Here is a 19607-nt window from a genome sequence, read left to right as displayed (position 1 = left end):
GAATGTCCGGTGGAGGCGTTCAGGAGGCTGGTGCCCCTCCCGGTCTTCAAAACCGGAGTGGTCCGGGACCCGGGCCAGGCGGGTTCGATTCCCGTCCGTCTCCGCCAAACCGCTGCAGGAGATGACGCGATGGGCGACGGGCCGGTGGACCCGCGACGTCGGGTGCCGCGCACCGACACGCTGCTCGCCGACCCGCTGTTGGCCGCGGCCACCGCGACGTTGGGCCGCGACCAGGTCAAGGCGGTGGTCGCGCGCGCGCAGGACCGGGCCCGTCGCGGCGAGATCAACCCCGACGAGGTACGCGACGCGGCGGTCGCCGCGTTGCCCGCGCCCGGCCCCCGCGTGGTGCTCAACGCCACGGGCGTCGTGCTGCACACCAACCTGGGTCGGGCGCCACTGTCGCCGGCCGCCCTCGCCGCGGTGGTGGCCGCCGCCGGGCACACCGACGTCGAGTTGGACCTGAACACCGGCCGGCGGGCCCGCCGGGGCCGCGACGCGCTCGACGCCCTGGCCGCCGCCGTGCCCGACGCAGGCGCGGTGCACGTGGTCAACAACGGCGCCGCCGCGCTGGTGCTGGCCGCCACCGCACTGGCCGCCGGCCGGGAGATCGTGGTCAGCCGGGGTGAGCTGGTCGAGATCGGCGACGGCTTCCGCCTGCCCGACCTGCTGGAGAGCACCGGGGCGCGGCTGCGGGAGGTGGGCACCACCAACCGCACCACGCTCGCGGACTACGCCGCCGCGCTCGGCCCGCAGACCGGCTTCGTGCTCAAGGTGCACCCGTCGAACTTTCGGATCACCGGCTTCACCTCGGCCACCGGTGTGCGTGACCTGGCCACCCTCGGCGTGCCAGTGGTCGCCGACATCGGCTCCGGTTTGCTCACCGCGGATCCGCTGCTGCCCGACGAACCGGACGCGACGAGCACGCTGCGCGCCGGCGCCACGCTTGTCACCGCCAGCGGCGACAAGCTGCTCGGCGGCCCGCAGGCGGGGCTGCTGCTCGGCGACCTCGCGCTGGTCGACCGACTGCGCCGCCACCCGCTGGCCCGGGCGTTGCGAGTGGACAAGCTCACCCTGGCCGCGCTGGCCGCCACCCTGCACCAACCGGACACCCCCACCCGGGCGGCCCTGCACGCCGACCCGGGTGCGCTGCGTCGACGGGTGGAGCGGCTGCGCGACCGGCTCGGCGCGGACGGCCGCAAGGCGGAGGTGGTGCCGGCCGTCGCGGTGGTCGGCGGGGGCGGGGCCCCCGGTGTCGAGTTGGACTCGTGGGCGCTGAGCCTGCCCGAGCGGTACGCGGGGCCGCTGCGCACCGGAGACCAGCCGGTCCTCGGCCGGGTGGTGCGCGGCCGGCTCCTGCTCGACCTGCGCTGTGTGCCGGCCGACGCCGACGAGGCGGTCCGCGCGGCGGTGCTGCGCGTACCCGGGGACGACTGAGCGTGTTCGTCGTCGCGACCGCTGGGCACGTCGACCACGGCAAGTCGACACTGGTCCGGGCGTTGACCGGGATGGAACCCGACAGGTGGGCCGAGGAACGCCGCCGGGGCATGACCATCGACCTGGGCTTCGCCTGGACGACGCTGCCGTCCGGCGGCACCGTCGCCTTCGTCGACGTACCCGGGCACGAACGGTTCGTGCCGAACATGCTCGCCGGGGTCGGCCCGGTGCCGGCGGCGCTGATCGTGGTCGCCGCCGACGAGGGCTGGATGCCGCAGTCGGCCGAGCACCTGGCCGCGCTCGACGCGCTCGGTGTCGCGTACGGCCTGCTGGTGGTGACCCGGGCGGACCTGGCCGATCCGGGGCCGGCGACGGCCCGCGCCCGCGCCGAGATCGGCGCGACGAGTCTCGGCGCGGTGCAGGCGGTCGCGGTCAGCGGTCGGACCGGCGCGGGTCTGCCGGAGCTGCGGGCTGCCCTGGACCGGCTCGCCGCCCGCCTGCCGCCGCCCATGCTGGACGACCCGGTCCGGCTCTGGGTCGACCGCAGCTTCACCGTGCGGGGCAGCGGCACCGTCGTCACCGGCACGCTCGGGGCCGGTCGGCTGCGGGTGGGCGACACGCTGGAGCTGGCCGGTGCCGACGAACCGGTCCGGGTCCGTGGCCTGCACTCGCTCGGCGAGGCCCGCCCGGAGGCCGCCGCGGTGGCCCGGGTGGCGGTCAACCTGCGCGGTACGCCCCGCGACCAGCTCGGCCGCGGTGACGCGCTGCTCACCCCGGGCCGGTTCCAGCACACCGACCTGGTCGACGTCCGCCTCACCGGCGACCCGGCCGCCGACCTGCCGGCCACCCTCACCCTGCACGTCGGGTCGGCGGCGGTGCCGGTGCGGGTCCGACCGCTCGGTGCGGACACCGTACGGCTGCGCCTGTCCCGCCCGCTGCCGCTGCTGGTGGGCGACCGGGCGCTGCTGCGCGACCCGGGCCGGCACCACGTGGCCGGCGGGGTGCGGGTGCTGGACGTGGCGCCGCCGCCGCTGGCCCGCCGAGGGGCCGCGGTGGCCCGCGCGCAGGTCCTCGCCGCGGTGGACGGTCGACCCGACCTGGTCGGTGAGCTGCGCCGCCGCCGACTGGTCCGGGCCGGCGCGCTGCTCCGGATGGGCGTGCCGGTGCACGTCGCACCGGTGGCCGGTGACTGGCTGGCCGACCCCGAGCACTGGCGGCGGCTCGGCGACCAGGTCACCGAGGAGGTCGCCCGCTACGTGCGGGAGCACCCGTTGGAGCCGGGGATGCCGGTGGAGGCACTGCGCCAGCGCCTCGCCCTGCCCGACCGGGTGCTGGTCGAGGCGCTGGTCCGGCCGCCGCTGCGCGTACACGCCGGTCGGGTCGGGGCGGCCGGCGCCGCGGACGGGTTGCCCGAGCCGGTGGCGCGGGCCGTGCGGCGGGTCCGCGAAGAGTACGGTGACCGCCCGTTCCGGGCTCCGGAGGCGGACCACCTCGTCGACCTGGGCCTGGGCCCCCGGGAGATCGGCGCCGCGGTGCGGGCCGGTGCCCTGCTGCGGTTGGCCGACAACGTGGTGTTGCTGCCCGACGCGCTCGACGACGCGGTCCGGGTGCTGGCCGGGCTGCCGCAGCCGTTCACCCTCTCCGCGGCGCGGCAGGCGTTGGACACCACCCGGCGGGTCGCGGTGCCGCTGCTGGAGTTGCTGGACCGGCGCGGCGCGACCCGCCGACTGCCCGACGACGCGCGGATCGTCGTCACCTGAGCGCTCGCCCTGCGGGGCTGACAGGGGCGCGCGCGGATGCGATCGTGGGCTGGTGGTCGAGCCGTCCCCGCCCCGGTCGCGACCCGCCGGTGGCAGGTGGCGTGTCGTCGTCCCGGTGGCGCTGCGGTGGGGGCTGGCGGTGCTGTGGGTGCTGTGGGCCGCTCTGGCCTGGTGGGTGCAGCCCCGGGAGTCGACGGAGGCCCAGCTCGACCTGGATCTGGCCGGTGGCCGGGTGGTGACCTTCCAGCGCGCCGATGGCTGGGCCGACGACGGCGCGTACTGGGGCAATCGGCCGGACCCACGGTTCTCGGCTCAGGGCTGGATGCTCGTCTGGACCGTGCCGAACGGGCAGACCCGCTATGCCATGGTCGACCCGCCCGCCGCCCAGTCGTATCCGTCCGGGCCGGATACGTCGGTCGACGGCGGGCGCGACGCGCGGCTCGCCGCTGTTGCGGGCCCGTGGGGCACGTCCGGTGCCCCCGCGCACCGGATCGCGGGCGCCGTCGACCTGCTCGCCGTCGTGCTGCCGCTGCTGTGGCTGGGTCGGCTGATCGGTGGCGCGCCGCCGCTGGTCGGCACCCGGTGGTTCTGGTTCTGGATCGGGCTGCTGCCGTTCGGGCTGGGAGTGCTGGCCTGGTCGTACCGCGAGCTGTGGAGACCACCACCAGCGCCGGCCGCCGACCGTGGCTCGGGCTGGCGTGGCCTCGGTTGGCTGGTGTTCGCTGGCATCGGCCTCACCATGCTGGTGTTCACCGCCCGCACGCTGCTCGGGCCGGCGGTGGTGCCGGGCTGAGCCGGTGGTGCCGGGCTAACCGGCCCCCGGGGCCGCGGTGGTCACCTACGGTGACGCCATGGACCCTTCGGCGGTCTGGCGGGACCGGCAGCACCGGTGGCGGATCGAGGCGTACCGTGCGCCGGATCTGCGGTTCGCCATCTACGCCACCAACGGCCCCACCGAATCCGTGCCGCTGTGGCTGTTCGGTATGTCGGCGCTGGCCCGCTGGTTGATGACCCATGCCATCTCGCTGGACGACCTGGAGGTCGACTGAGTGGTGGCGCGGGCGTAAACCGGACCCGGAGCCGGCCCCGCTGCGGTTGAGTGACCTGAGGCGGCGGACGGGGGTGCGCGATGGGCGGCCAGCTCGTGCAGTTGGCACTGGTGGCGGTGCTGGTGCTGGTCAACGCCGCGCTCTCCGGCAGCGAGATGGCGTTGGTGACGCTGCGCGAGGGGCAGTTGCGGCGGCTGGGTCGACGTGGCGGCGCCGGTGACCGGCTGGTGCGCCTGTCCCGCGATCCCAACCGCTACCTGGCGACCATCCAACTCGGCATCACCCTGGCCGGTTTCCTCGCCTCGGCGGCGGCCGCGGTGTCGCTGGCCGGGCCGTTGGTCGGGCCGTTGGGCTTCCTCGGCGGCGTGGCCCGTCCCGCCGCGGTGCTGCTGGTGACCGTGCTGCTGACGTTCGTCACGCTGGTGTTCGGCGAGTTGGCCCCGAAACGACTGGCGATGCAGCGGGCGGAGCGGTGGGCGCTGCTCAGCGCCGGACCGCTGGACCTGCTCGCCCGGGTGTCCCGGCCGGCGGTGTGGCTGCTCAGTCGGGCCACCGACGCGGTGGTACGGCTGGCCGGCGGCGACCCGGGGGCCAACCGCGCGGAGATGACCGAGGACGAGCTGCGGGAGATGTTGGCCAGCCAGCGCGGCCTGTCGGCGCAACAGCGGGAGATCCTGACCGGCGCGTTCGACATCGCCGGCCGGACGTTGCGGGAGATCCTGGTGGCCCGCCGGGAGGTGACGACGCTGCCGGCCACCCTGACCGCCGACGAGGGCGTCCGGCGCCTCGCCGCCGCCGGACGGTCCCGTGCTCCGGTCACCGGCCCCGGTGGCCTGGACGAGGTGCTCGGGGTGGTGCACATCCGCGACCTGGTGCGGGCCGGCACGGCACCGGTGGGGGATCGGGTGCGCTCGCCGGTGCTGCTGCCGGTGACCCTGCCGGTCGCCGACGCGATGCGGCAGCTTCGCCAGGAGCATCAGCAACTGGCCCTGGTGGTCGACGAGCACGGCGGGATCGACGGCATGGTCACCATGGAGGATCTGCTGGCCGAGGTGGTCGGCGAGTTGTACGACGAGACCGACCGGGACGTGCACGGGGTGATCTGGGAGGAGGACGGGTCGCTGCTGGTGCCCGGTGACTTCCCCCTGCACGACCTGCCCGACCTGGGGGTGCGGTTGAGCTTCCCGTTGTCCCGGGAGTACACCACCGTGGCCGGGCTGGTACTGGCCCGACTGCGGCACCTGCCCGGCCGGCCGGGGGAGACGGTCCGACTACCCGGGCTGACCCTGGAGGTGGTGGAGGTCGCCGACCGGGCGGTGCGGCGCGTGCGGTTGCGCGGGTTCACCGCCGAGCGTTGACCGCGTCGCCCGGACGGGGGACACCGGTGCCGAACATTCCCCGCGGCGGATGCGGTCCGCCTACGGTGCGATTCGTGAAGGACCGAGGTTTGCGGACGTTCGTCGCGGTGCTGGCCGGCCTCGCGGTGATCTACTTCGGCAGCGCCGGGCGCAGCCCCGAGGAGGGGCGTGGGATCTCCGGCGGGGTGGTGGTCCTGGCGTTGCTCGCCGCGTTGCTGGTGTGGCACCTGACCCGGCCGGGGGACAAGACGGTGAAGTGAGCCGCCTCAGCGGGCGGCGACCCGACTGACCTCGCCGGCGGACTCCTCGCCGAGCGCCACCCGCACCAGCGCCGAGGCGAGCCGGCCGAAGTCCGGTTCGTCGACCAGACCGGCCAACCCGTCCGGAGACCCCGGCAGACCCAGCCGCTTCGCCCCGGCGAGGGCCCGACGGTCGGCGTACGGGCGCACATCCGACCAGACCGCCTGCGCTTCGCGGAGGTAGATGTCCGCGCCGGTGGGGCCGATGCCGGGAAACTCGGTGAGGCGTCGACGCAGCCCGGCCGGGTCGCCCTGGGCCTCCCGGTGCAGTCGGCGCAGGTCACCGTGCCAACGGTCCAGGCACAGTCGGGCGCCGGTGCCGAGCATGGTGGCCGTCCGCTCGTCGTAGCGGCGGTAGTGGCCCCGGCCCAACGCGTCGACGCGGTCCTGCCAACTGGCCGCCTCCATGGCCTGCGGCGTGCGGTAGCCCGCGGCGAACAGCTCCCGCGCGGCGTCCACCGCCAGGCACGCCCGGACCCGGGTGCTCAGCAGGGTGGCCAGCACCAGCAGCTGGTAGAGCGGCCGGGGGCGGTCGGCGAGCTGGATGCCGGCCTCCTCGGCGTACGTGCGGCCACGCCGGTCCAACAGGACCCGCGCCACCGTTCGATCGTTGCCCACACCGCAGGGGTACCCACTGCGTGGCCCGCTAGCCGTCGCACCGTCGAGTGGGGTCGGAATGCCGCCGGGGCGGGCGGGTATGCCGGCGGTGGAGGCGGTCGATGCCGCCTGCGTACCGGAGGGAGACGCACCGTGGTCAACCCGCAGCAGGAGGAGTTCCGGCGTAACGCCAAGGGAGCTACCAGCCAGGACAGCAAGGGGCCCACGCCGACCGGGCATCCACTCAACCGCGGTTCGTCGCGCGGTGACGAGGGTCGGCCGGTGCCCAAGGGGCAGGTGTCGCCGTACGGCCCGGCCGGTGAGCCGGTGGCCGACGACGACAGCGGCACCCGCTAACTAACGAGTGCGCCCGGACGGCCGCCGCAACCTGTTCCAGGTGGCGGCGGCCGTCAGCCCGTACGCGAGGTGCGGAATGATGTCCGAGATCCAGTCGGAGCGCCGCCACGTGCGGGGATCGCTGATCCCGAGCGCGGTGATCGACCCGTCGGTCATGGTCATTACGCCGGCGCCGAGCAGGCCGGTGGCCAGCGGCAGTGGCTGGCGCCGACCACCGGCGTAGAGCGCGAACGCGACGCCCGCGGCGATGCCCAGCCCGTAGCCGACAAGCGGCCCGAGGCCCGCGCGGCGGTTCGCCGCCCGGCCGTCGGAGCCCAGGCTCACGTGCGCGATCCCGGCCAGCCGGTCGACGGTCTCCCCGGGGACGTCGCTCTCCGGCCGTCCCCGCAGGGCCATGTCGAGGAAGCTGACCACGTTCAGCGCGGTGCTGCCGACGGCACCAGCGATGGCACCGTCGGCAAGGTCGACCCTGCTCACTTCGGGTCGCCCGGTTCGCGCTCGCTCTTGGGGCCGTACGTGCGGTCACCGCGCACCACGCCTCGTTGACCGCGATCCTCCTGGAGGATCCGGTTCGCGACCTGGTTGGCCTTACCGTCGGGCACCCGGCGTCCGGAGTCGTCGATCGCGTTGCGCAACCGCGCCCGCTGCTTGTCATAGGCGTTACTGCCCGGCCGTGGTCCTGGCATCTGGTGCCTCCTTCGTCGGGTCTGGGCTCTCCTCTACCGCCTTCGGCGGTCGGGGCTCCTGCGTCTACCCGTCTGGCGGCCGGCCAACCTCGGGGGCTAGCGGGGGGCGTGGACCACGGCGACCGGGCACCGCGCGTGGTGCAGCATCGACTGGCTCACCGACCCCAGCAGCAACCCGGTCACCTCGCCACGCCCCTGCCCACCCACCACCGCCAGTTGCGCGGCGTCGGACGCCTCGGCCAGCACGGCGCCGGTCCGGCCGCGGACCGCCCGACAGGTCAACCGCAGCTCCCGGTGCTGCTCGGTCAGCCCGGTCAGCCACTCGGCGAGCATCCGCTCCTGCTCGCCGTGCAGCGCCGTCTCGTCGTACACCAGGGGTTGCATGTCGCCGGGGCCGCTGCTGCCCGGATGCCGGTAGGCGTGCACCGCCACCAGCGGCACGCCGCGCGACACGGCCGTCTCGGCCGCGAAGTCGGCCGCCAGCCGGGAGGCCGGCGAGCCGTCCACCGCGACCAACACCGGCTCGTCGGGCCGTTGCGCGCCGCGGGCCACCAGCACCGGGCAGTCGGCGTACGCGGCGACCTGCACCGCGACCGAGCCGACCACGAGCGCCGAGAAGCCGCCCAGCCCCCGGTCGCCGAGCACGATCAGCGCGGCGGTCGGTGACTCGCCCACCAGTACCGCGGCGGCCTCACCGTCGATGATCTCACCGGAGATCGACAGCCCCGGTACGGTCGCCTCGGCCTCGGCCACGGCGGCCTGGACCAGCTCCTCGGCCCGGTGGCGCAGCCCACCGCCGGGCGGCGCGTCCGGGGCGGGGGAGACCGGCACGTGCAGCAGCGGCCAGATGAACCCGTGCACGACCCGCAGGGGCCGATGTCGGCGCGCCGCCTCCGTGGCGGCGAGGCGTACGGCGCGTAGGGCCGGCTGCGAGCCGTCCACGCCGACCACCACCGCCGCGCTGTTCGCCGAGTTCACCGCCCACCTCCCGCTCGGGGCCAGTATCGCGGGCGGGACCGTCTCCGCGTCGTGATACCGCCGAGCGCGCCGGGGTCGGTACGCTGGCGACCACCGGTCCGGGAGGGGGATTGTCGATGGGTGAACCGGACCAGCCGAGCACCGCCCGCATGATCGACTTCTGGCTCGGTGGGGCGCACCACTTCCCGGTCGACGTGGCCGCCGCGAGCGCGTTCGAGCAGGCGTACGGGCCGTGCGCGCCGGTGTTCCGGGAGCTGCGGGCGTTCCTGGGGCGGGCGGTGCGGGTCATGGTCGCCCACGGCGTGGACGGTTTCCTGGTGTTCGGCGCCGGGGTGCCCACGATGGGCAACGTGCACGAGGTCGCCACCGACGCGACGGTGCTCTACACCGACGTCGACCCGGTGACCATCCGGTTGGGGCAGAGCATCCTCACCGGCAGTGACCGGGCCGGCTACGGCTTCGGTGACGCGACCGACATCGGCACGGTCGACCCGGCGCAGCTGCACCGTTTCGTGCCGGGCTGGGGCCGTCGGCCGGTCGGGGTGGTCTTTCTCGGGCTGGCCGCGTTCCTCGACGACGCGACGCTGACGCACACCCTCGACGAGCTGTACGTCGGCGCGGCGCCGGGCAGCCTGCTCGTCGTGGACTTCGACACCGAGGAGCTGGCGGGTCACCCGCAGGCGCTGGCGATGATGGGGCCACAGTTCCGGATGCGCCCGCCGTCGGCGTTCGCGCCGCTGCTGGGCCGCTGGGCGCCGACGGCGGACGGGATCGTGCCGGTCGCCCGGTGGCGGCCGACGGGTCCGCCGGCGCAGGTGCCCGACGCGTTCCACGGTGTGCTCGCGACCCGTAACGCCGACTGACCGCGGGGATTCGCCGCCTCGGGGTGTCCGTATGATGCTTGCCCTATAGCAAGCTTCTGGAGAGGACGACCATGGTGGACCCGCCGGAGGTGGTGTCGCGCGTGCTGCGCGAGGCCCCGCCCGACCAGTTGGCCGAGGCGGCGGACCAGGCCATCCGGTCGACGCTGGGCGCGCTGCGCACCGACGTGTTCGTGGCCGACTATCGGATCAGCGGCCTGTGGCCGCTGCTGGACCCGGATCTGCCGGCGGCCGGCTTCCTGGCCTGCCACACCGTGGCGCAGCGGTGCTTCAGCAGCCAGCAACCGGTCCGCGACGCCGCCGGCGAGGGCCCCTGCCGGCTCTACCTGCCGTTGACGGTGTGGGGGGAGCGGTTGGGCGTGCTGTTGGTCGAGCTTCCCGCCGTACCGAATTCGACGGTCACCGGGCAGGCGACCGACATCGCCGCCGCGCTCGCGGTCGCGATGCGTGCCGCGGACCGGGGGACCGACCGGTACCGGCGGGCCCGCCGCCGGGAGCGACTGACGATGGCCGCCGAGATGCAGTGGGATCTGCTGCCCGGTCGCAGCGTCGCCAACCAGGCGTTCCAGCTGGCCGGCCAGCTGGAACCGGCGTACACCGTGGGTGGGGACCACTTCGACTGGTCTCTCGACGGCGACCGTCTCACCGTGACGGCGCTCAACGGCGAGGGCAGTGGTCTGACCGCGTCGATGCTGACCGCCGTGACGGTGAACGCGATGCGCAACGCGCGTCGCTCCGGTGGCGGCCTGGTGGAACAGGCCGAGCTCGCCTCGGACACGGTCTTCTACCAGCACCGGGGCCGCCGGTACGTGGCCACCCTGCTGCTGGAGCTGGACACGCGCACCGGCCGGGTGCGGGCGGTCGACGCGGGCTCCCCGCACCTGCTGCGGATGCGCGGGGCCACGGTGGAGCCGATCAAGCTGGACCAGCAGTTGCCGTTGGGGATGTTCGCCGAGACCCGATACGAGGTGCAGGGGTTGCAACTCGCGCCGGGTGACCGCCTGGTCGTGGTCAGCGACGGGGTGTGGGCGGCCGAGCCACCGGGCCAGGAACCGTACGGGGAGCGGATGATGGCCCGTTCGCTGCGCGCCACACGGTTGCAGCCGGCGGCCGAGGCGGTTGGTACGGTAATGCGCGAGCTGCACGCTTACCACGCGGACTCCGACCTGCGCGACGACGCCGTCGTGGTGTGTCTGGACTGGCACGGTCCGCGTGGGCGGGGCAGCGGGTGAGGGTCCCTGCCAACCCGTCTGGCGGGCACCAGCGCGACAACGGCAGGGGACATCACGTGGAGCGACCTGCGGATCTCGCCTCTGCTATCGACGCGGCGGCCGGGACGCTGATCGCCGTGCTCGACTCGGCCGCGTCGCGGCACCAGGTGCCGCCCACCCAGTTGCGGGTGTTGACGCTGCTCAGCAGTCGACCGGAGACCAATGTCAACGCGTTGGCGGAGCTGCTGGACGTGGTGCCGTCGTCGGCGAGCCGCCTCTGCGACCGGCTGGAGGCGACCGGGCTGCTGCGTCGGATGGCCGATCCCCGGGACCGGCGCGAGGTGCGGTTGGTGCCGACGCCGGCGGCGCTGACGCTGCTGGGGGAGCTGGCCGAGCGTCGGCAGCGGGCGGTGCAGGCGGTGCTGGATCGGATGCCGGTGCGGATGCAGCACGATCTGTTGCTGTCGTTGGTGGCGTTCGGCCGCGCGGCGACCCAGTCGGTGCCCGAGCAGCCGACCGACTCGGCGGTCCAGACGGCCTGAGCGCGTGATCCACTCGCGTTCAAGAAAGTCGGGGTGTCCAGGGCTCGTGAACGCCCCGACAACAACGCACCTCTAGTATCCTAGGACGCTTTAGCGGTGGTGATCCACACCACAGTGCGGCAACAGCCACACCGGGCACGAGCCGCGGCGCCGGGAAAGCCGAGACGAGCCCGATATAGTGACAGCGCACTCGCCCGGCCCGTGATCTTCGAGATCGCGGGCCGGATCAGGGAAGAGACCCCACCCGGGGCCGCGGGGGAGCCGGCGCTGGCCGGCCCGACAGCGCGTACGACGTCGGCCGGGGGTCCGTGCCGTGGAGGAGGATCGGTGTCGCGTCCGGCTCGGGCAGAGCAACCGCGGGACACCGGTGACGAGGCCCCCGGCAACCAGGTGCTCACCCTGCCCAACCTGATCAGCTTCGTGCGGCTGCTGGGCGTCCCACTGTTCCTGTATCTGTTCCTGGTCGAGCGGGCCGACGTGGCGGCGATCGTCGTCCTGGCCATCGGCGGCACCACCGACTGGGTCGACGGCTGGATCGCGCGTCGCCTGCACCAGGTCAGTCGACTCGGGGAGTTGCTCGACCCGTTCGCCGACCGGCTCTACATCCTCGCCACCCTCGTCGCGTTCACCGCCCGGGAGGTGGTGCCGTGGCAGTTCACCGCGGCGCTGCTGGCCCGCGAGCTGCTGCTGCTCGGCTCGCTGGCGGTGCTGCGCCGCCACGGGTACGGGCCGCCGCCGGTGCACTACGTGGGTAAGACCGCCACGTTCCTGCTGCTGGCGGCGTTCCCGGTGCTGTTGTTGGCCAGCGAGTGGGCCGCGGCGGCGACAGCGACGGCCGCGATCGGCTGGGCGTTGGCGTGGTGGGGGCTGGTGCTCTACTGGGTGGCCGGCGGGATGTACGTGGTGCAGGCCGCGCGGCTGGTGCGCGCCGTGCGCGGCCCGGGAGCGGCGGCATGAGCGCGCCGCAGCCGGGCAAACCCCGCCCGGATCGGGTGTACGCGCCGGACTTCCTCACCGAGTTGTTTCGCAATCCACTGGATCCGGGGTATGCGGATGCGGCGGCTGCCCGCCGGCGTTCGGCGTCCACCGAGCCGGTCCGGGGGTGGCGTGCCTGGCCGGCGCGGTCGGTCAGTGTGGTCGTGGTGGTGTTGCTCGGTTTCCTGTTCGCGGTGGCGTACCGGCAGACGGTGGCGGACGAGCCGGGGCGCAGTCAGGCTCGCTCCGGTCTGGTGGCGCAGATCAAGGAGCGGGAGGGCCAGACGGACCGGTTGTCCACGCGAGCGGACCAGCTGCGCGAGGAGGTCGGTCGGCAGCGGGACGCGGCGTTGAGTGGGTCGACCGCCGCGCGGCTTCGGGACCTGGAGGCGAGCACCGGGCTGGGTCGGGTGCGCGGCGACGGTGTGGTGGTGCGGTTGGCGGACGGGCCGGGTAAGGCGGACGCGGTGACGGGTGCTGGCGCGGGGCCGTCGCGGGTGCTGTACAGCGATCTGCAGGGGGTGGCGAACGCGTTGTGGAGTGCCGGTGCGGAGGCGGTTTCCATCAACGGGCAGCGGTTGACCTCGACGTCGACGATCCGGACGGCGGGTGACGCGATCCTGGTGGATTTCCGGCCGGTGATGGGGCCGTACGAGGTGTCGGCGATCGGGCCGGGGTCGATGCGGCGCAAGTTCGAGAACAGTCGGAACGCGGATCTGATGCGGGAGGTCGCGCAGAAGACCGGGTTGTCGTTCGGTGTGCGGGAGGCGGATGACCTCACCCTGCCGGCGGCTCCGGAGCCGCAGCTACGCTACGCGAAGCCGTCGGTCAGTCCGAGCCCTTCCGCGTCGGGTGTCCGGTCCGGTAGTCCCGGGTCGTCTGGTTCGACGACGACCGCTAGCCCCTCCGGAGGTGGCCGATGATCGCGGTGCTGGCGTTGCTTGCCGGTGTGGTGCTGGGTGTGTGGCTTGATCCCACGGTGCCGGCGGCGTTGCAGCCGTACCTGCCGATCGCGGTGGTGGCCGCGTTGGACGCGGTGTTTGGTGGGGTGCGGGCCAGGTTGGACCGCATCTTCGACGACAAGCAGTTCGTGGTGTCGTTCATCTCGAACGTGTTGGTCGCTGGTCTGATCGTGTATCTGGGTGACCAGCTCGGGGTGGGCGGGCAGTTGTCCACCGGTGTGGTGGTCGTGTTGGGTGTGCGCATCTTCGGCAATGTGGCGGCGATCCGTCGGCACCTGTTCCGGGCGTAGGTTTGACGGCGATGAGTGACGAGCAGAGCGACACGGGGACCGGGTGGCCGCAGCCGGGTGGGCCGACGCGCCCGGGTGGGCCGGCGGGTGAGCCGGATCCGCGTCCGGACGCGCCGGATCCGGATGAGCTGAGTCCGTTGGCCCCGCAGGAGCCGCCCGAGCGGCCGGTGGAGCCCGCGGAGCGGCCGGACGAGGAGCCCGCGGGGGAGCCGGTCGACGGCGACGGTGCGACGGTGGACCTGAGCGCGGTGTCGCGGTCGGGGGAGCCGGTGGTGGGTGCTGACGGGTTGGCCGAGCCGGCCGGGGTGGCGGCGGTGCCGGTGGCGGCGGGTCGGTTCCGGTGGAGTACGGCCGGTGTGATGATCGTGGCGCTGTTGGTGTTGCTGGGTTTCACGTTGGTGGTGCAGTTGAAGACGACGTCGACGGATCCGACGTTGGGGGCGACGCGTCAGGAGGACCTGGTGCGGATCCTGTCGGATCTGGATGCCCGGGAGAGTCGTCTGCAGCAGGACATTCGGGCTCTGGAGGACAGTCAGCGGCAGTTGCACTCGGGTGAGCAGGGTCGTCAGGCGGCGTTGGACGAGGCGACGCGGCGGGCGAACGAGTTGGGCATCCTGGCGGGTACGTTGCCGGCGGTGGGGCCGGGGTTGACGGTGCAGTTCGATGCTGGTGTCAAGCCGATCACGGCGACCCGGGTGTTGGACGCGGTGCAGGAGTTGCGGGGTGCGGGCGCGGAGGCGATGCAGATCGCCGGTGGTGACCGGGCGACGGTGCGGATCATCGCGTCGACGTACTTCCTCGATGGGGACAACGGGTCGTTGGTGGTGGAGGGGCGTCGGTTGACGGGGCCGTTCACGATCACGGTGATCGGTGATCCGGCGACGATGCGTACGGCGTTGAACATTCCTGGTGGGGTGGTGGCGTCGGTCCGGGGTGTCGGCGGTAACGTGACGTTTGGGGAGCGTGAGGTTGCCGAGGTTTCGGCGCTGCACGCTCCGATCAAGTTGGAACACGCCCGTCCGGTCTCCTGACCGGCGCGGCCGCGCCGGACCCGGGTGGTTCGGGGCACCGATGGATGAGGACGCGTCTGGTGATTCCTGAGGATCTGCGATACACCGCCGAGCATGAGTGGGTGGCGGGTGACGGCACGGGTTCGATCCGGGTCGGTATCACGCACTTCGCGCAGGACGCGCTGGGTGACATCGTGTACGTGCAGTTGCCCGAGGCGGGTGCGGTGGTCGCGGCCGGTGATTCGTTGGGTGAGATCGAGTCGACCAAGAGCGTGTCGGAGATCTACGCGCCGGTGGCCGGTACGGTTGCGGCGCGCAACGAGGCGTTGGGTGACACACCGGAGTTGATCAACACTGATCCGTACGGTGAGGGTTGGTTGGTGGAGATCACGCCGAACGATCCGACGGCGACGGACGGGTTGCTGACGGCGGCTGCTTATCAGAAGATCACCGAAGGCTGAGTGTGCGTGATCCGGTGCGTTAGCTGTCTGCGCGCGTCCGGTTGCCCTGCATTTCGGCGCTGGCTAGGCTCGCCCAGTCGACCGAGAACCCAAATAGTTGAGCGTTGCGGAATTGCCTTCCCGGGCACGGGGAGCCAGCCGCCGGGTGGACAAGCGCCCGGCGGCCAGACCCGCCATTACCCGACGCCGACCGAACAGATCCGTGAGGTGGTCCCATGACGCGGCCAGACGACGAGTTCCCCCCGCTCGACGTCACTTCGACGCTCAATCTCGGTTCGCTCGACGAAGTGCTGGAAGGGCCGGATACCGATGTGGTGCCGAGCCGGATGTCCGGTTCGTTGCCGCCGGGTATGGCGCTGCTGGTGGTTCGTCGAGGTCCGAATGCGGGTGCCCGGTTCCTGTTGGACCACGATGTGACGACCAGTGGCCGGCATCCGGACAGTGACATCTTCCTTGATGACGTGACGGTGTCGCGTCGGCACGCGGAGTTCCACCGTGATGGTGGGACGTTCACGGTGCGGGACGTGGGTAGCCTGAATGGCACGTACGTGAATCGTGAGCGGGTTGAGGCGGCCACGTTGAGCAATGGTGATGAGGTTCAGATCGGTAAGTTCCGGGTGGTGTTCATCGCCGGTCCGCGCCCGGAGGAGGAGGCCGGCCGGGGGTGAACGAGCCTGCGGCCTCCACGTCACCCGGGGCGGCTCGGTCTCAGCCGCTGATGAGCATCGGTGAGGTGCTTGGGCAGTTGCGGGTGGATTTTCCGGACACCACGATTTCGAAGCTGCGGTTTCTTGAGGCCGAGGGTTTGGTCGAGCCGCAGCGGACGGCGGCGGGTTACCGGAAGTACAGCTGGGACGATGTGGCGCGGTTGCGGTTCGTGTTGACCGCGCAGCGGGACAAGTACCTGCCGTTGCGGGTGATCCGTGAGCAGTTGGCCCAGTGGGATTCGTCTGGTGAGCAGCCGGGGCGGTCGCGGCCGGCGTTGGTGGCGGTTGGTCCTGATGGTGCGGTGCCGGGTCGTGAGTCGGTGGAGCCGGTCGAGTCGTCGCAGGTGCGGCTCGGCCGGTCGGATCTGGTGGCGCGTAGTGGGATCGACGAGTCGACGTTGGTGGAGTTGGAGCGGCTCGGTGTGGTGGTGTCGGATCCGCCGGGGTGGTATGACGCGGATGCGTTGATCATCGCGTCTGCGGTGGCGGGTTTGGCGTCGTACGGGTTGGAGCCGCGGCACCTGCGGGGTTATCGGACGGCGGCGGACCGTGAGGTTGGTTTGTTCGCGCAGTTGGTGGCGCCGTTGGCGCGGCAGAGTGATCCGGCGGCGCGGGCTCGGGCGGCGGAGACGGCGCGTGAGTTGGTGGCGTTGTCGGAGCAGTTGCACGCGGCATTGGTGCGGGTGGGGCTGCGTTCGACGTTGGGTCGGTGAGGGTGCCCGGTGAGTGGTGGCTGAGCGGAAAGATCTCTTCCGGGAAGCGTGCCGTAGGCTTGCCGGGGTAACCCCTTTCTGGCGCGGGCGTGGTGCTGTAGCGGACGGGACGGCCGTGTCGCGGTCCGTGTACCGTGCAGGGAAAGGGCGCGGTGCGGCGTAGGTGACAACGACACGGAGGCGGCGGTGCGCGAGCTGAGCGTGGTCGGAGTTCGGGTGGAGTTGCCTAGCAACCAGCCGATCGTCCTGCTCAGGGAGGTCGAGGGGGACCGCTATCTGCCGATCTGGATCGGCGCGGTCGAGGCCACGGCTATCGCTTATGAGCAGCAGGGGGTCAAGCCGGCCCGGCCGTTGACGCATGATCTTTTGCGTGACGTGTTGGCGGCGTTGAAGGCGCCCCTGCAGGCGGTGGAGATCACTGAGCTCAAGGAGAACGTCTTCTACGCGGATCTGTTGCTCGGCGATGGGGTGCGGGTGTCGGCGCGTCCGAGCGATTCGATCGCGTTGGCGTTGCGTGTCGGTGCGCCGATTCGTTGTGCTGAGCAGGTCCTCACTGAGGCGGGGATCGTCATTCCTGATGAGCAGGAGGACGAGGTGGAGAAGTTCCGCGAGTTCCTGGAGCAGGTGCGTCCGGAGGATTTCGCGGGCTGAGTGGGCCGTGGGCTCTGCTCCCGGGTGTCACTGTGGGTGATGCCCCGCCGTGGTTGGTGATCTTTCTCGGTGGCTGCGCGGCGTGTCGTGTCGGTTCCTCCGTGGTAACCCCTGAAGGTGGCTATAGGGTTGCCGTGTCGAGGGGTGCGTGTCGGAAGGAAACGACGCGTTGCCGCACTGACGGGGGAGGTTGTCCGGATGCACGAGCCGCGGGATCCCGAGCCAGGCAGAGAGTTCGACGAGCCGGCTGCGTCGTCGCCAGGTGTGGCGGTCGACGGTGACGGTTCGGTCGGCTACCGGGGTGTGACGGCCTGCCACGCGGTGGGCATCAGTTACCGGCAGTTGGATTACTGGGCGCGGACGGCGCTGGTGGTGCCGAGCGTGCGGGACGCCTCTGGTTCGGGGACGCAGCGGTTGTACTCGTTCCGGGACCTGGTGGTGTTGAAGGTCGTGAAGCGGTTGTTGGATGCGGGGGTGTCCCTGCAGAACATCCGCAAGGCGATCGAGGCGTTGCGGTCGCGTGGTGTGGAGGATCTGGCCGGGATCACGCTGATCTCTGATGGGACGACGGTGTATGAGTGCCGGTCTCCGGAGGAGGTGGTCGACCTGTTGCAGGGTGGCCAGGGTGTCTTCGGGATTGCCATCGGTGGGGCGTTCAAGGAGATCCAGGGGTCGTTGTCGCATCTGCCGGCGGAGCCGGCGACGAGCGCTCCGGTGGAGTCCGCGGTGGCGTCGGGGTCGGATCCGGTGGGTGACGAGTTGGCGGCGCGGCGGGCGCGACGGCGGGCTGGCTGAGCGTAGGGGCGTTCGCCTTTTTTCGGGTTGGTTTTCTCGCGACCGTCGGTGACGGTGGGTGGCGGCGGTGGGTGAGTTCGCTCCACTGTGGACACGGTGGGTGTCGTTGTGGTGGCCCAGTGTGGAGATACCCGCCGGTAGTGGTGACGCTGCGTTTCGTCCCATTGTCGGGAACGCGATAGGGCGGCAATGACCCCGGGCGATTGACACGCTATGGTCCGACACGGTTATCGACCCTTCACCCCCGGAGGAACGACCGTGACGGTTACCGAAGAGGCTGCCCCCAAGTCGCACTACGACCGAATTGGCGGTGCCAGCTCGGTCAAGGCGGCTGTGGAGCTGTTCTATGACAAGGTGTTGGCCGACCCGGCTTTGGCGGGCTATTTCGCCGAGGTGGAGATGGTGGGTCAGCGGCGGCACCTGACGTTGATGTTGACCACGGTGCTGGGTGGCCCGAACGAGTACACCGGTCGTGGGTTGGCCGAGGCGCACCAGCCGCTGAACATCCCGGTGGAGCACTACGCGAAGGTGGGCGAGCACCTACTGGCGACGCTGACGGAGCTGGGTGTGCCGGGTGACGTCCTGGCCGACGTGCGGGTGGTGCTGGGGCAGGTGCAGGACCAGGTGGTGGCCTCCGGAGACCGGTCGGGCGCCTGAGCGTGGACGCGGCCCAACTCAAGCAGAGCTGGTCGGTGGTCGCCGGGCACGGTGATCAGGTGCCGCTCTATTTCTATTCGACGTTGTTCCTCGCTCATCCTGAGACGAGGCAGATGTTCCCGACGAACATGGCCGGGCAGCGGGACCGTCTGGTGACCGCGTTGGGGCACATCGTGTCCAACGTGGACCAGGTGGACCGGCTTGTGGGTTTCCTCCAGGATCTCGGCGCGGACCACCGCAAGTTCGCGGTCCGTGCGGAGCACTATCCGGCGGTCGGTGAGGCGCTGTTGGCGACGTTGCAGCATTTCCTCGCCGAGCAGTGGACCGACGAGTTGGCGGCGGACTGGGCGGCCGCGTACGGGTTGGTGGCGCAGGTGATGACGGAGGCGGCGCAGGCCGCCGAGGCGGTGAACCCGCCGTGGTGGGTGGCGGAGATCGTGGCGCACGAGCGGCGGGCGTTCGACGTGGCGGTGCTGACGGTGCGTCCGCAGTACCTGTTGCCGTTCACCCCGGGTCAGTCGATCGGGGTGTCGCATCCGTCGGTGCGGTCGTGGCGGTACTACTCGCCGGCGAACGCGCCGCGGGCGGACGGCACGTTGGAGTTGCATGTGCGGGCCGCGCCGGGTGGTGCGGTGTCGTCGCGGCTGGTGTACGGGTCGGCGATCGGGGATCGGATCCACCTGGCGGCGCCGGTCGGGGAGCGGCTGGGATTGTGGGCGGCGGGTTCCAGTGATCTGTTGTTGTTGGTCGCGGGGACTGGCTGGGCGCCGGTGAAGGCGTTGGTGGAGCAGGTCGCGGCGGAGGGTTCGCGGCGGCGGGTGGACCTGTACGTCGGGGCCCGTTCCCGCAGTGAGCTCTACGACAGCGAGGCCATCGACAAGTTGGCGTCGTCGTACCCGTGGTTGACGGTGACCTATGTGGTGGGTGCCGATGTGCATCGGCCCGGGGAGTTCCTGCACGCGGTGGACCGGGCGTTGGCCGACGGTGACTGGCGTTCTCGGCACGTGTTCGTGTGCGGTTCGGACGAGATGGTGTCGTACGCGGTGCGGGCGTTGCTGCAGGCGGGTTTCCACTCGGGTCAGGTGCATCACGAGGGCCTGGGTGAGCAGTGGTATGGCCCGGCGTGGCGTACGGCGGTGCAGCAGTCGACCGTCGGTGACATTTCGGGAGGTGGGCACAGGTGAGCGCGAGGAGTGAGCTGGCGGGCCCCGCAGTGGTGAACGGAGGCGGCCGC

Annotated in this window: 25 protein-coding genes and 1 tRNA gene; 22 read left to right on the top strand and 4 right to left on the bottom strand. The window is 72.0% G+C overall.

The genetic code is table 11. From position 1 onward, the window contains the following. Positions 1-11: 11 nt before the first annotated feature. The 7 genes from AB0B57_RS10680 to AB0B57_RS10650 all read left to right on the top strand — a co-directional run bounded on the left by AB0B57_RS10680 (position 12) and on the right by AB0B57_RS10650 (position 5861). Positions 12-107: transfer RNA gene (locus AB0B57_RS10680), tRNA-Sec, on the top strand. Positions 108-129: 22 nt separating this feature from the next. Beyond that, positions 130-1434 (top strand): L-seryl-tRNA(Sec) selenium transferase, encoded by a 1305-nt coding sequence (gene selA / locus AB0B57_RS10675; protein WP_357067596.1) that lies wholly within the window; start codon positions 130-132, stop codon positions 1432-1434. Positions 1435-1436: 2 nt separating this feature from the next. Next, positions 1437-3194, top strand: coding sequence for a selenocysteine-specific translation elongation factor (selB, locus tag AB0B57_RS10670; protein ID WP_357067594.1), 1758 nt, complete (start codon positions 1437-1439; stop codon positions 3192-3194). A 52-nt stretch (positions 3195-3246) separates the two neighbouring features. Further along, the gene (locus AB0B57_RS10665) at positions 3247-3987 is read left to right on the top strand and encodes a hypothetical protein (protein WP_357067592.1); all 741 of its coding nucleotides are present in this window, start codon (positions 3247-3249) and stop codon (positions 3985-3987) included. A 58-nt stretch (positions 3988-4045) separates the two neighbouring features. After that, the gene (locus tag AB0B57_RS10660) at positions 4046-4243 is read left to right on the top strand and encodes a hypothetical protein (protein ID WP_030327722.1); all 198 of its coding nucleotides are present in this window, start codon (positions 4046-4048) and stop codon (positions 4241-4243) included. Between the two features lie 80 nt (positions 4244-4323). Then, positions 4324-5601, top strand: coding sequence for a hemolysin family protein (locus tag AB0B57_RS10655; RefSeq protein ID WP_357067590.1), 1278 nt, complete (start codon positions 4324-4326; stop codon positions 5599-5601). A 74-nt stretch (positions 5602-5675) separates the two neighbouring features. Beyond that, complete coding sequence (locus AB0B57_RS10650; RefSeq protein ID WP_357067901.1) at positions 5676-5861, top strand: hypothetical protein; 186 nt, start codon at positions 5676-5678, stop codon at positions 5859-5861. A gap of 6 nt (positions 5862-5867) precedes the next feature. Here the strand turns inward: AB0B57_RS10650 and AB0B57_RS10645 are convergent, their stop codons facing one another. Beyond that, entirely contained in the window at positions 5868-6518 is a 651-nt protein-coding gene (locus tag AB0B57_RS10645) for a hypothetical protein (RefSeq protein ID WP_357067588.1), read from the bottom strand. A 132-nt stretch (positions 6519-6650) separates the two neighbouring features. Between AB0B57_RS10645 and AB0B57_RS10640 the strand changes: the two genes are divergently transcribed. Beyond that, on the top strand, positions 6651-6854 hold the full coding sequence (locus AB0B57_RS10640; RefSeq protein ID WP_357067586.1) for a hypothetical protein: 204 nt from the start codon (positions 6651-6653) through the stop codon (positions 6852-6854). On the opposite strand, the gene AB0B57_RS10635 is transcribed toward AB0B57_RS10640, so the two are convergent. The 3 genes from AB0B57_RS10635 to AB0B57_RS10625 form a co-directional block, all read right to left on the bottom strand. Next, a complete protein-coding gene (locus AB0B57_RS10635) occupies positions 6855-7331 on the bottom strand; it encodes a hypothetical protein (protein WP_357067584.1) in 477 nt (158 codons plus the stop codon). Further along, complete coding sequence (locus AB0B57_RS10630) at positions 7328-7540, bottom strand: phosphatidylethanolamine-binding protein (RefSeq protein ID WP_088989541.1); 213 nt, start codon at positions 7538-7540, stop codon at positions 7328-7330. Before AB0B57_RS10630 ends, AB0B57_RS10635 begins: the two co-directional genes overlap by 4 nt. 96 nt (positions 7541-7636) lie before the next feature. Next, a complete protein-coding gene (locus AB0B57_RS10625) occupies positions 7637-8518 on the bottom strand; it encodes a universal stress protein (RefSeq protein WP_357067581.1) in 882 nt (293 codons plus the stop codon). Positions 8519-8634: 116 nt separating this feature from the next. On the opposite strand from AB0B57_RS10625, the gene AB0B57_RS10620 reads away from it, so the two are divergent. From AB0B57_RS10620 to AB0B57_RS10555, 14 genes are all read left to right on the top strand, one after another. Then, a complete protein-coding gene (locus AB0B57_RS10620) occupies positions 8635-9381 on the top strand; it encodes an SAM-dependent methyltransferase (protein ID WP_357067579.1) in 747 nt (248 codons plus the stop codon). Positions 9382-9452: 71 nt separating this feature from the next. Beyond that, a complete protein-coding gene (locus AB0B57_RS10615) occupies positions 9453-10631 on the top strand; it encodes a PP2C family protein-serine/threonine phosphatase (RefSeq protein ID WP_357067577.1) in 1179 nt (392 codons plus the stop codon). A gap of 56 nt (positions 10632-10687) precedes the next feature. After that, on the top strand, positions 10688-11152 hold the full coding sequence (locus AB0B57_RS10610) for a MarR family transcriptional regulator (RefSeq protein WP_357067575.1): 465 nt from the start codon (positions 10688-10690) through the stop codon (positions 11150-11152). Between the two features lie 327 nt (positions 11153-11479). Then, positions 11480-12109, top strand: a complete 630-nt coding sequence (locus AB0B57_RS10605; RefSeq protein ID WP_357067573.1) for a CDP-alcohol phosphatidyltransferase family protein — start codon at positions 11480-11482, stop codon at positions 12107-12109. Next, on the top strand, positions 12106-13050 hold the full coding sequence (locus AB0B57_RS10600) for a DUF881 domain-containing protein (protein WP_357067571.1): 945 nt from the start codon (positions 12106-12108) through the stop codon (positions 13048-13050). The genes AB0B57_RS10605 and AB0B57_RS10600 overlap by 4 nt, the downstream gene beginning before the upstream one ends. Continuing rightward, positions 13047-13379, top strand: coding sequence for a small basic family protein (locus AB0B57_RS10595; protein ID WP_030327710.1), 333 nt, complete (start codon positions 13047-13049; stop codon positions 13377-13379). Before AB0B57_RS10600 ends, AB0B57_RS10595 begins: the two co-directional genes overlap by 4 nt. An 11-nt stretch (positions 13380-13390) precedes the next feature. Further along, positions 13391-14410, top strand: coding sequence for a DUF881 domain-containing protein (locus tag AB0B57_RS10590; RefSeq protein ID WP_357067569.1), 1020 nt, complete (start codon positions 13391-13393; stop codon positions 14408-14410). A gap of 59 nt (positions 14411-14469) precedes the next feature. Then, positions 14470-14850 carry a glycine cleavage system protein GcvH gene (gcvH, locus tag AB0B57_RS10585; RefSeq protein ID WP_357067567.1) on the top strand — a complete coding sequence of 127 codons (381 nt, stop codon included), beginning with the start codon at positions 14470-14472 and terminating at the stop codon, positions 14848-14850. Positions 14851-15065: 215 nt separating this feature from the next. Next, positions 15066-15518, top strand: coding sequence for an FHA domain-containing protein (locus AB0B57_RS10580; RefSeq protein WP_007071101.1), 453 nt, complete (start codon positions 15066-15068; stop codon positions 15516-15518). Between the two features lie 50 nt (positions 15519-15568). Next, entirely contained in the window at positions 15569-16270 is a 702-nt protein-coding gene (locus AB0B57_RS10575) for a MerR family transcriptional regulator (protein WP_357067565.1), read from the top strand. Positions 16271-16456: 186 nt separating this feature from the next. Beyond that, on the top strand, positions 16457-16921 hold the full coding sequence (locus tag AB0B57_RS10570; RefSeq protein WP_357067563.1) for a bifunctional nuclease family protein: 465 nt from the start codon (positions 16457-16459) through the stop codon (positions 16919-16921). Positions 16922-17119: 198 nt separating this feature from the next. Beyond that, positions 17120-17716, top strand: coding sequence for a MerR family transcriptional regulator (locus AB0B57_RS10565; RefSeq protein ID WP_357067561.1), 597 nt, complete (start codon positions 17120-17122; stop codon positions 17714-17716). Between the two features lie 258 nt (positions 17717-17974). Continuing rightward, positions 17975-18373: a group 1 truncated hemoglobin gene (locus AB0B57_RS10560; RefSeq protein ID WP_357067559.1), complete on the top strand. Its 399-nt coding sequence runs from the start codon at positions 17975-17977 to the stop codon at positions 18371-18373. A 2-nt stretch (positions 18374-18375) separates the two neighbouring features. Beyond that, complete coding sequence (locus AB0B57_RS10555; protein ID WP_357067557.1) at positions 18376-19557, top strand: globin domain-containing protein; 1182 nt, start codon at positions 18376-18378, stop codon at positions 19555-19557. The last annotated feature ends 50 nt before the right edge of the window (positions 19558-19607 follow it).

It is taken from the genome of Micromonospora sp. NPDC049101 (assembly GCF_040648675.1).
Lineage (GTDB): Bacteria > Actinomycetota > Actinomycetes > Mycobacteriales > Micromonosporaceae > Micromonospora.
Note: the sequence above shows the minus strand (reverse complement) of the source record. Positions and strands in the feature narration are given on the sequence as shown.

What these genes read in the sequence shown, in the direction of transcription:
- AB0B57_RS10590 (WP_357067569.1), top strand. Translation starts at nt 13,391, where the DNA reads ATGAGTGACGAGCAGAGCGACACGGGGACCGGGTGGCCGCAGCCGGGT.
- AB0B57_RS10660 (WP_030327722.1), top strand. Translation starts at nt 4,046, where the DNA reads ATGGACCCTTCGGCGGTCTGGCGGGACCGGCAGCACCGGTGGCGGATC.
- AB0B57_RS10630 (WP_088989541.1), bottom strand. Translation starts at nt 7,540, where the DNA reads ATGCCAGGACCACGGCCGGGCAGTAACGCCTATGACAAGCAGCGGGCG.
- AB0B57_RS10595 (WP_030327710.1), top strand. Translation starts at nt 13,047, where the DNA reads ATGATCGCGGTGCTGGCGTTGCTTGCCGGTGTGGTGCTGGGTGTGTGG.
- AB0B57_RS10600 (WP_357067571.1), top strand. Translation starts at nt 12,106, where the DNA reads ATGAGCGCGCCGCAGCCGGGCAAACCCCGCCCGGATCGGGTGTACGCG.
- selA (WP_357067596.1), top strand. Translation starts at nt 130, where the DNA reads ATGGGCGACGGGCCGGTGGACCCGCGACGTCGGGTGCCGCGCACCGAC.
- AB0B57_RS10655 (WP_357067590.1), top strand. Translation starts at nt 4,324, where the DNA reads ATGGGCGGCCAGCTCGTGCAGTTGGCACTGGTGGCGGTGCTGGTGCTG.
- AB0B57_RS10575 (WP_357067565.1), top strand. Translation starts at nt 15,569, where the DNA reads ATGAGCATCGGTGAGGTGCTTGGGCAGTTGCGGGTGGATTTTCCGGAC.
- AB0B57_RS10580 (WP_007071101.1), top strand. Translation starts at nt 15,066, where the DNA reads ATGACGCGGCCAGACGACGAGTTCCCCCCGCTCGACGTCACTTCGACG.
- AB0B57_RS10620 (WP_357067579.1), top strand. Translation starts at nt 8,635, where the DNA reads ATGGGTGAACCGGACCAGCCGAGCACCGCCCGCATGATCGACTTCTGG.
- AB0B57_RS10615 (WP_357067577.1), top strand. Translation starts at nt 9,453, where the DNA reads ATGGTGGACCCGCCGGAGGTGGTGTCGCGCGTGCTGCGCGAGGCCCCG.
- AB0B57_RS10565 (WP_357067561.1), top strand. Translation starts at nt 17,120, where the DNA reads ATGCACGAGCCGCGGGATCCCGAGCCAGGCAGAGAGTTCGACGAGCCG.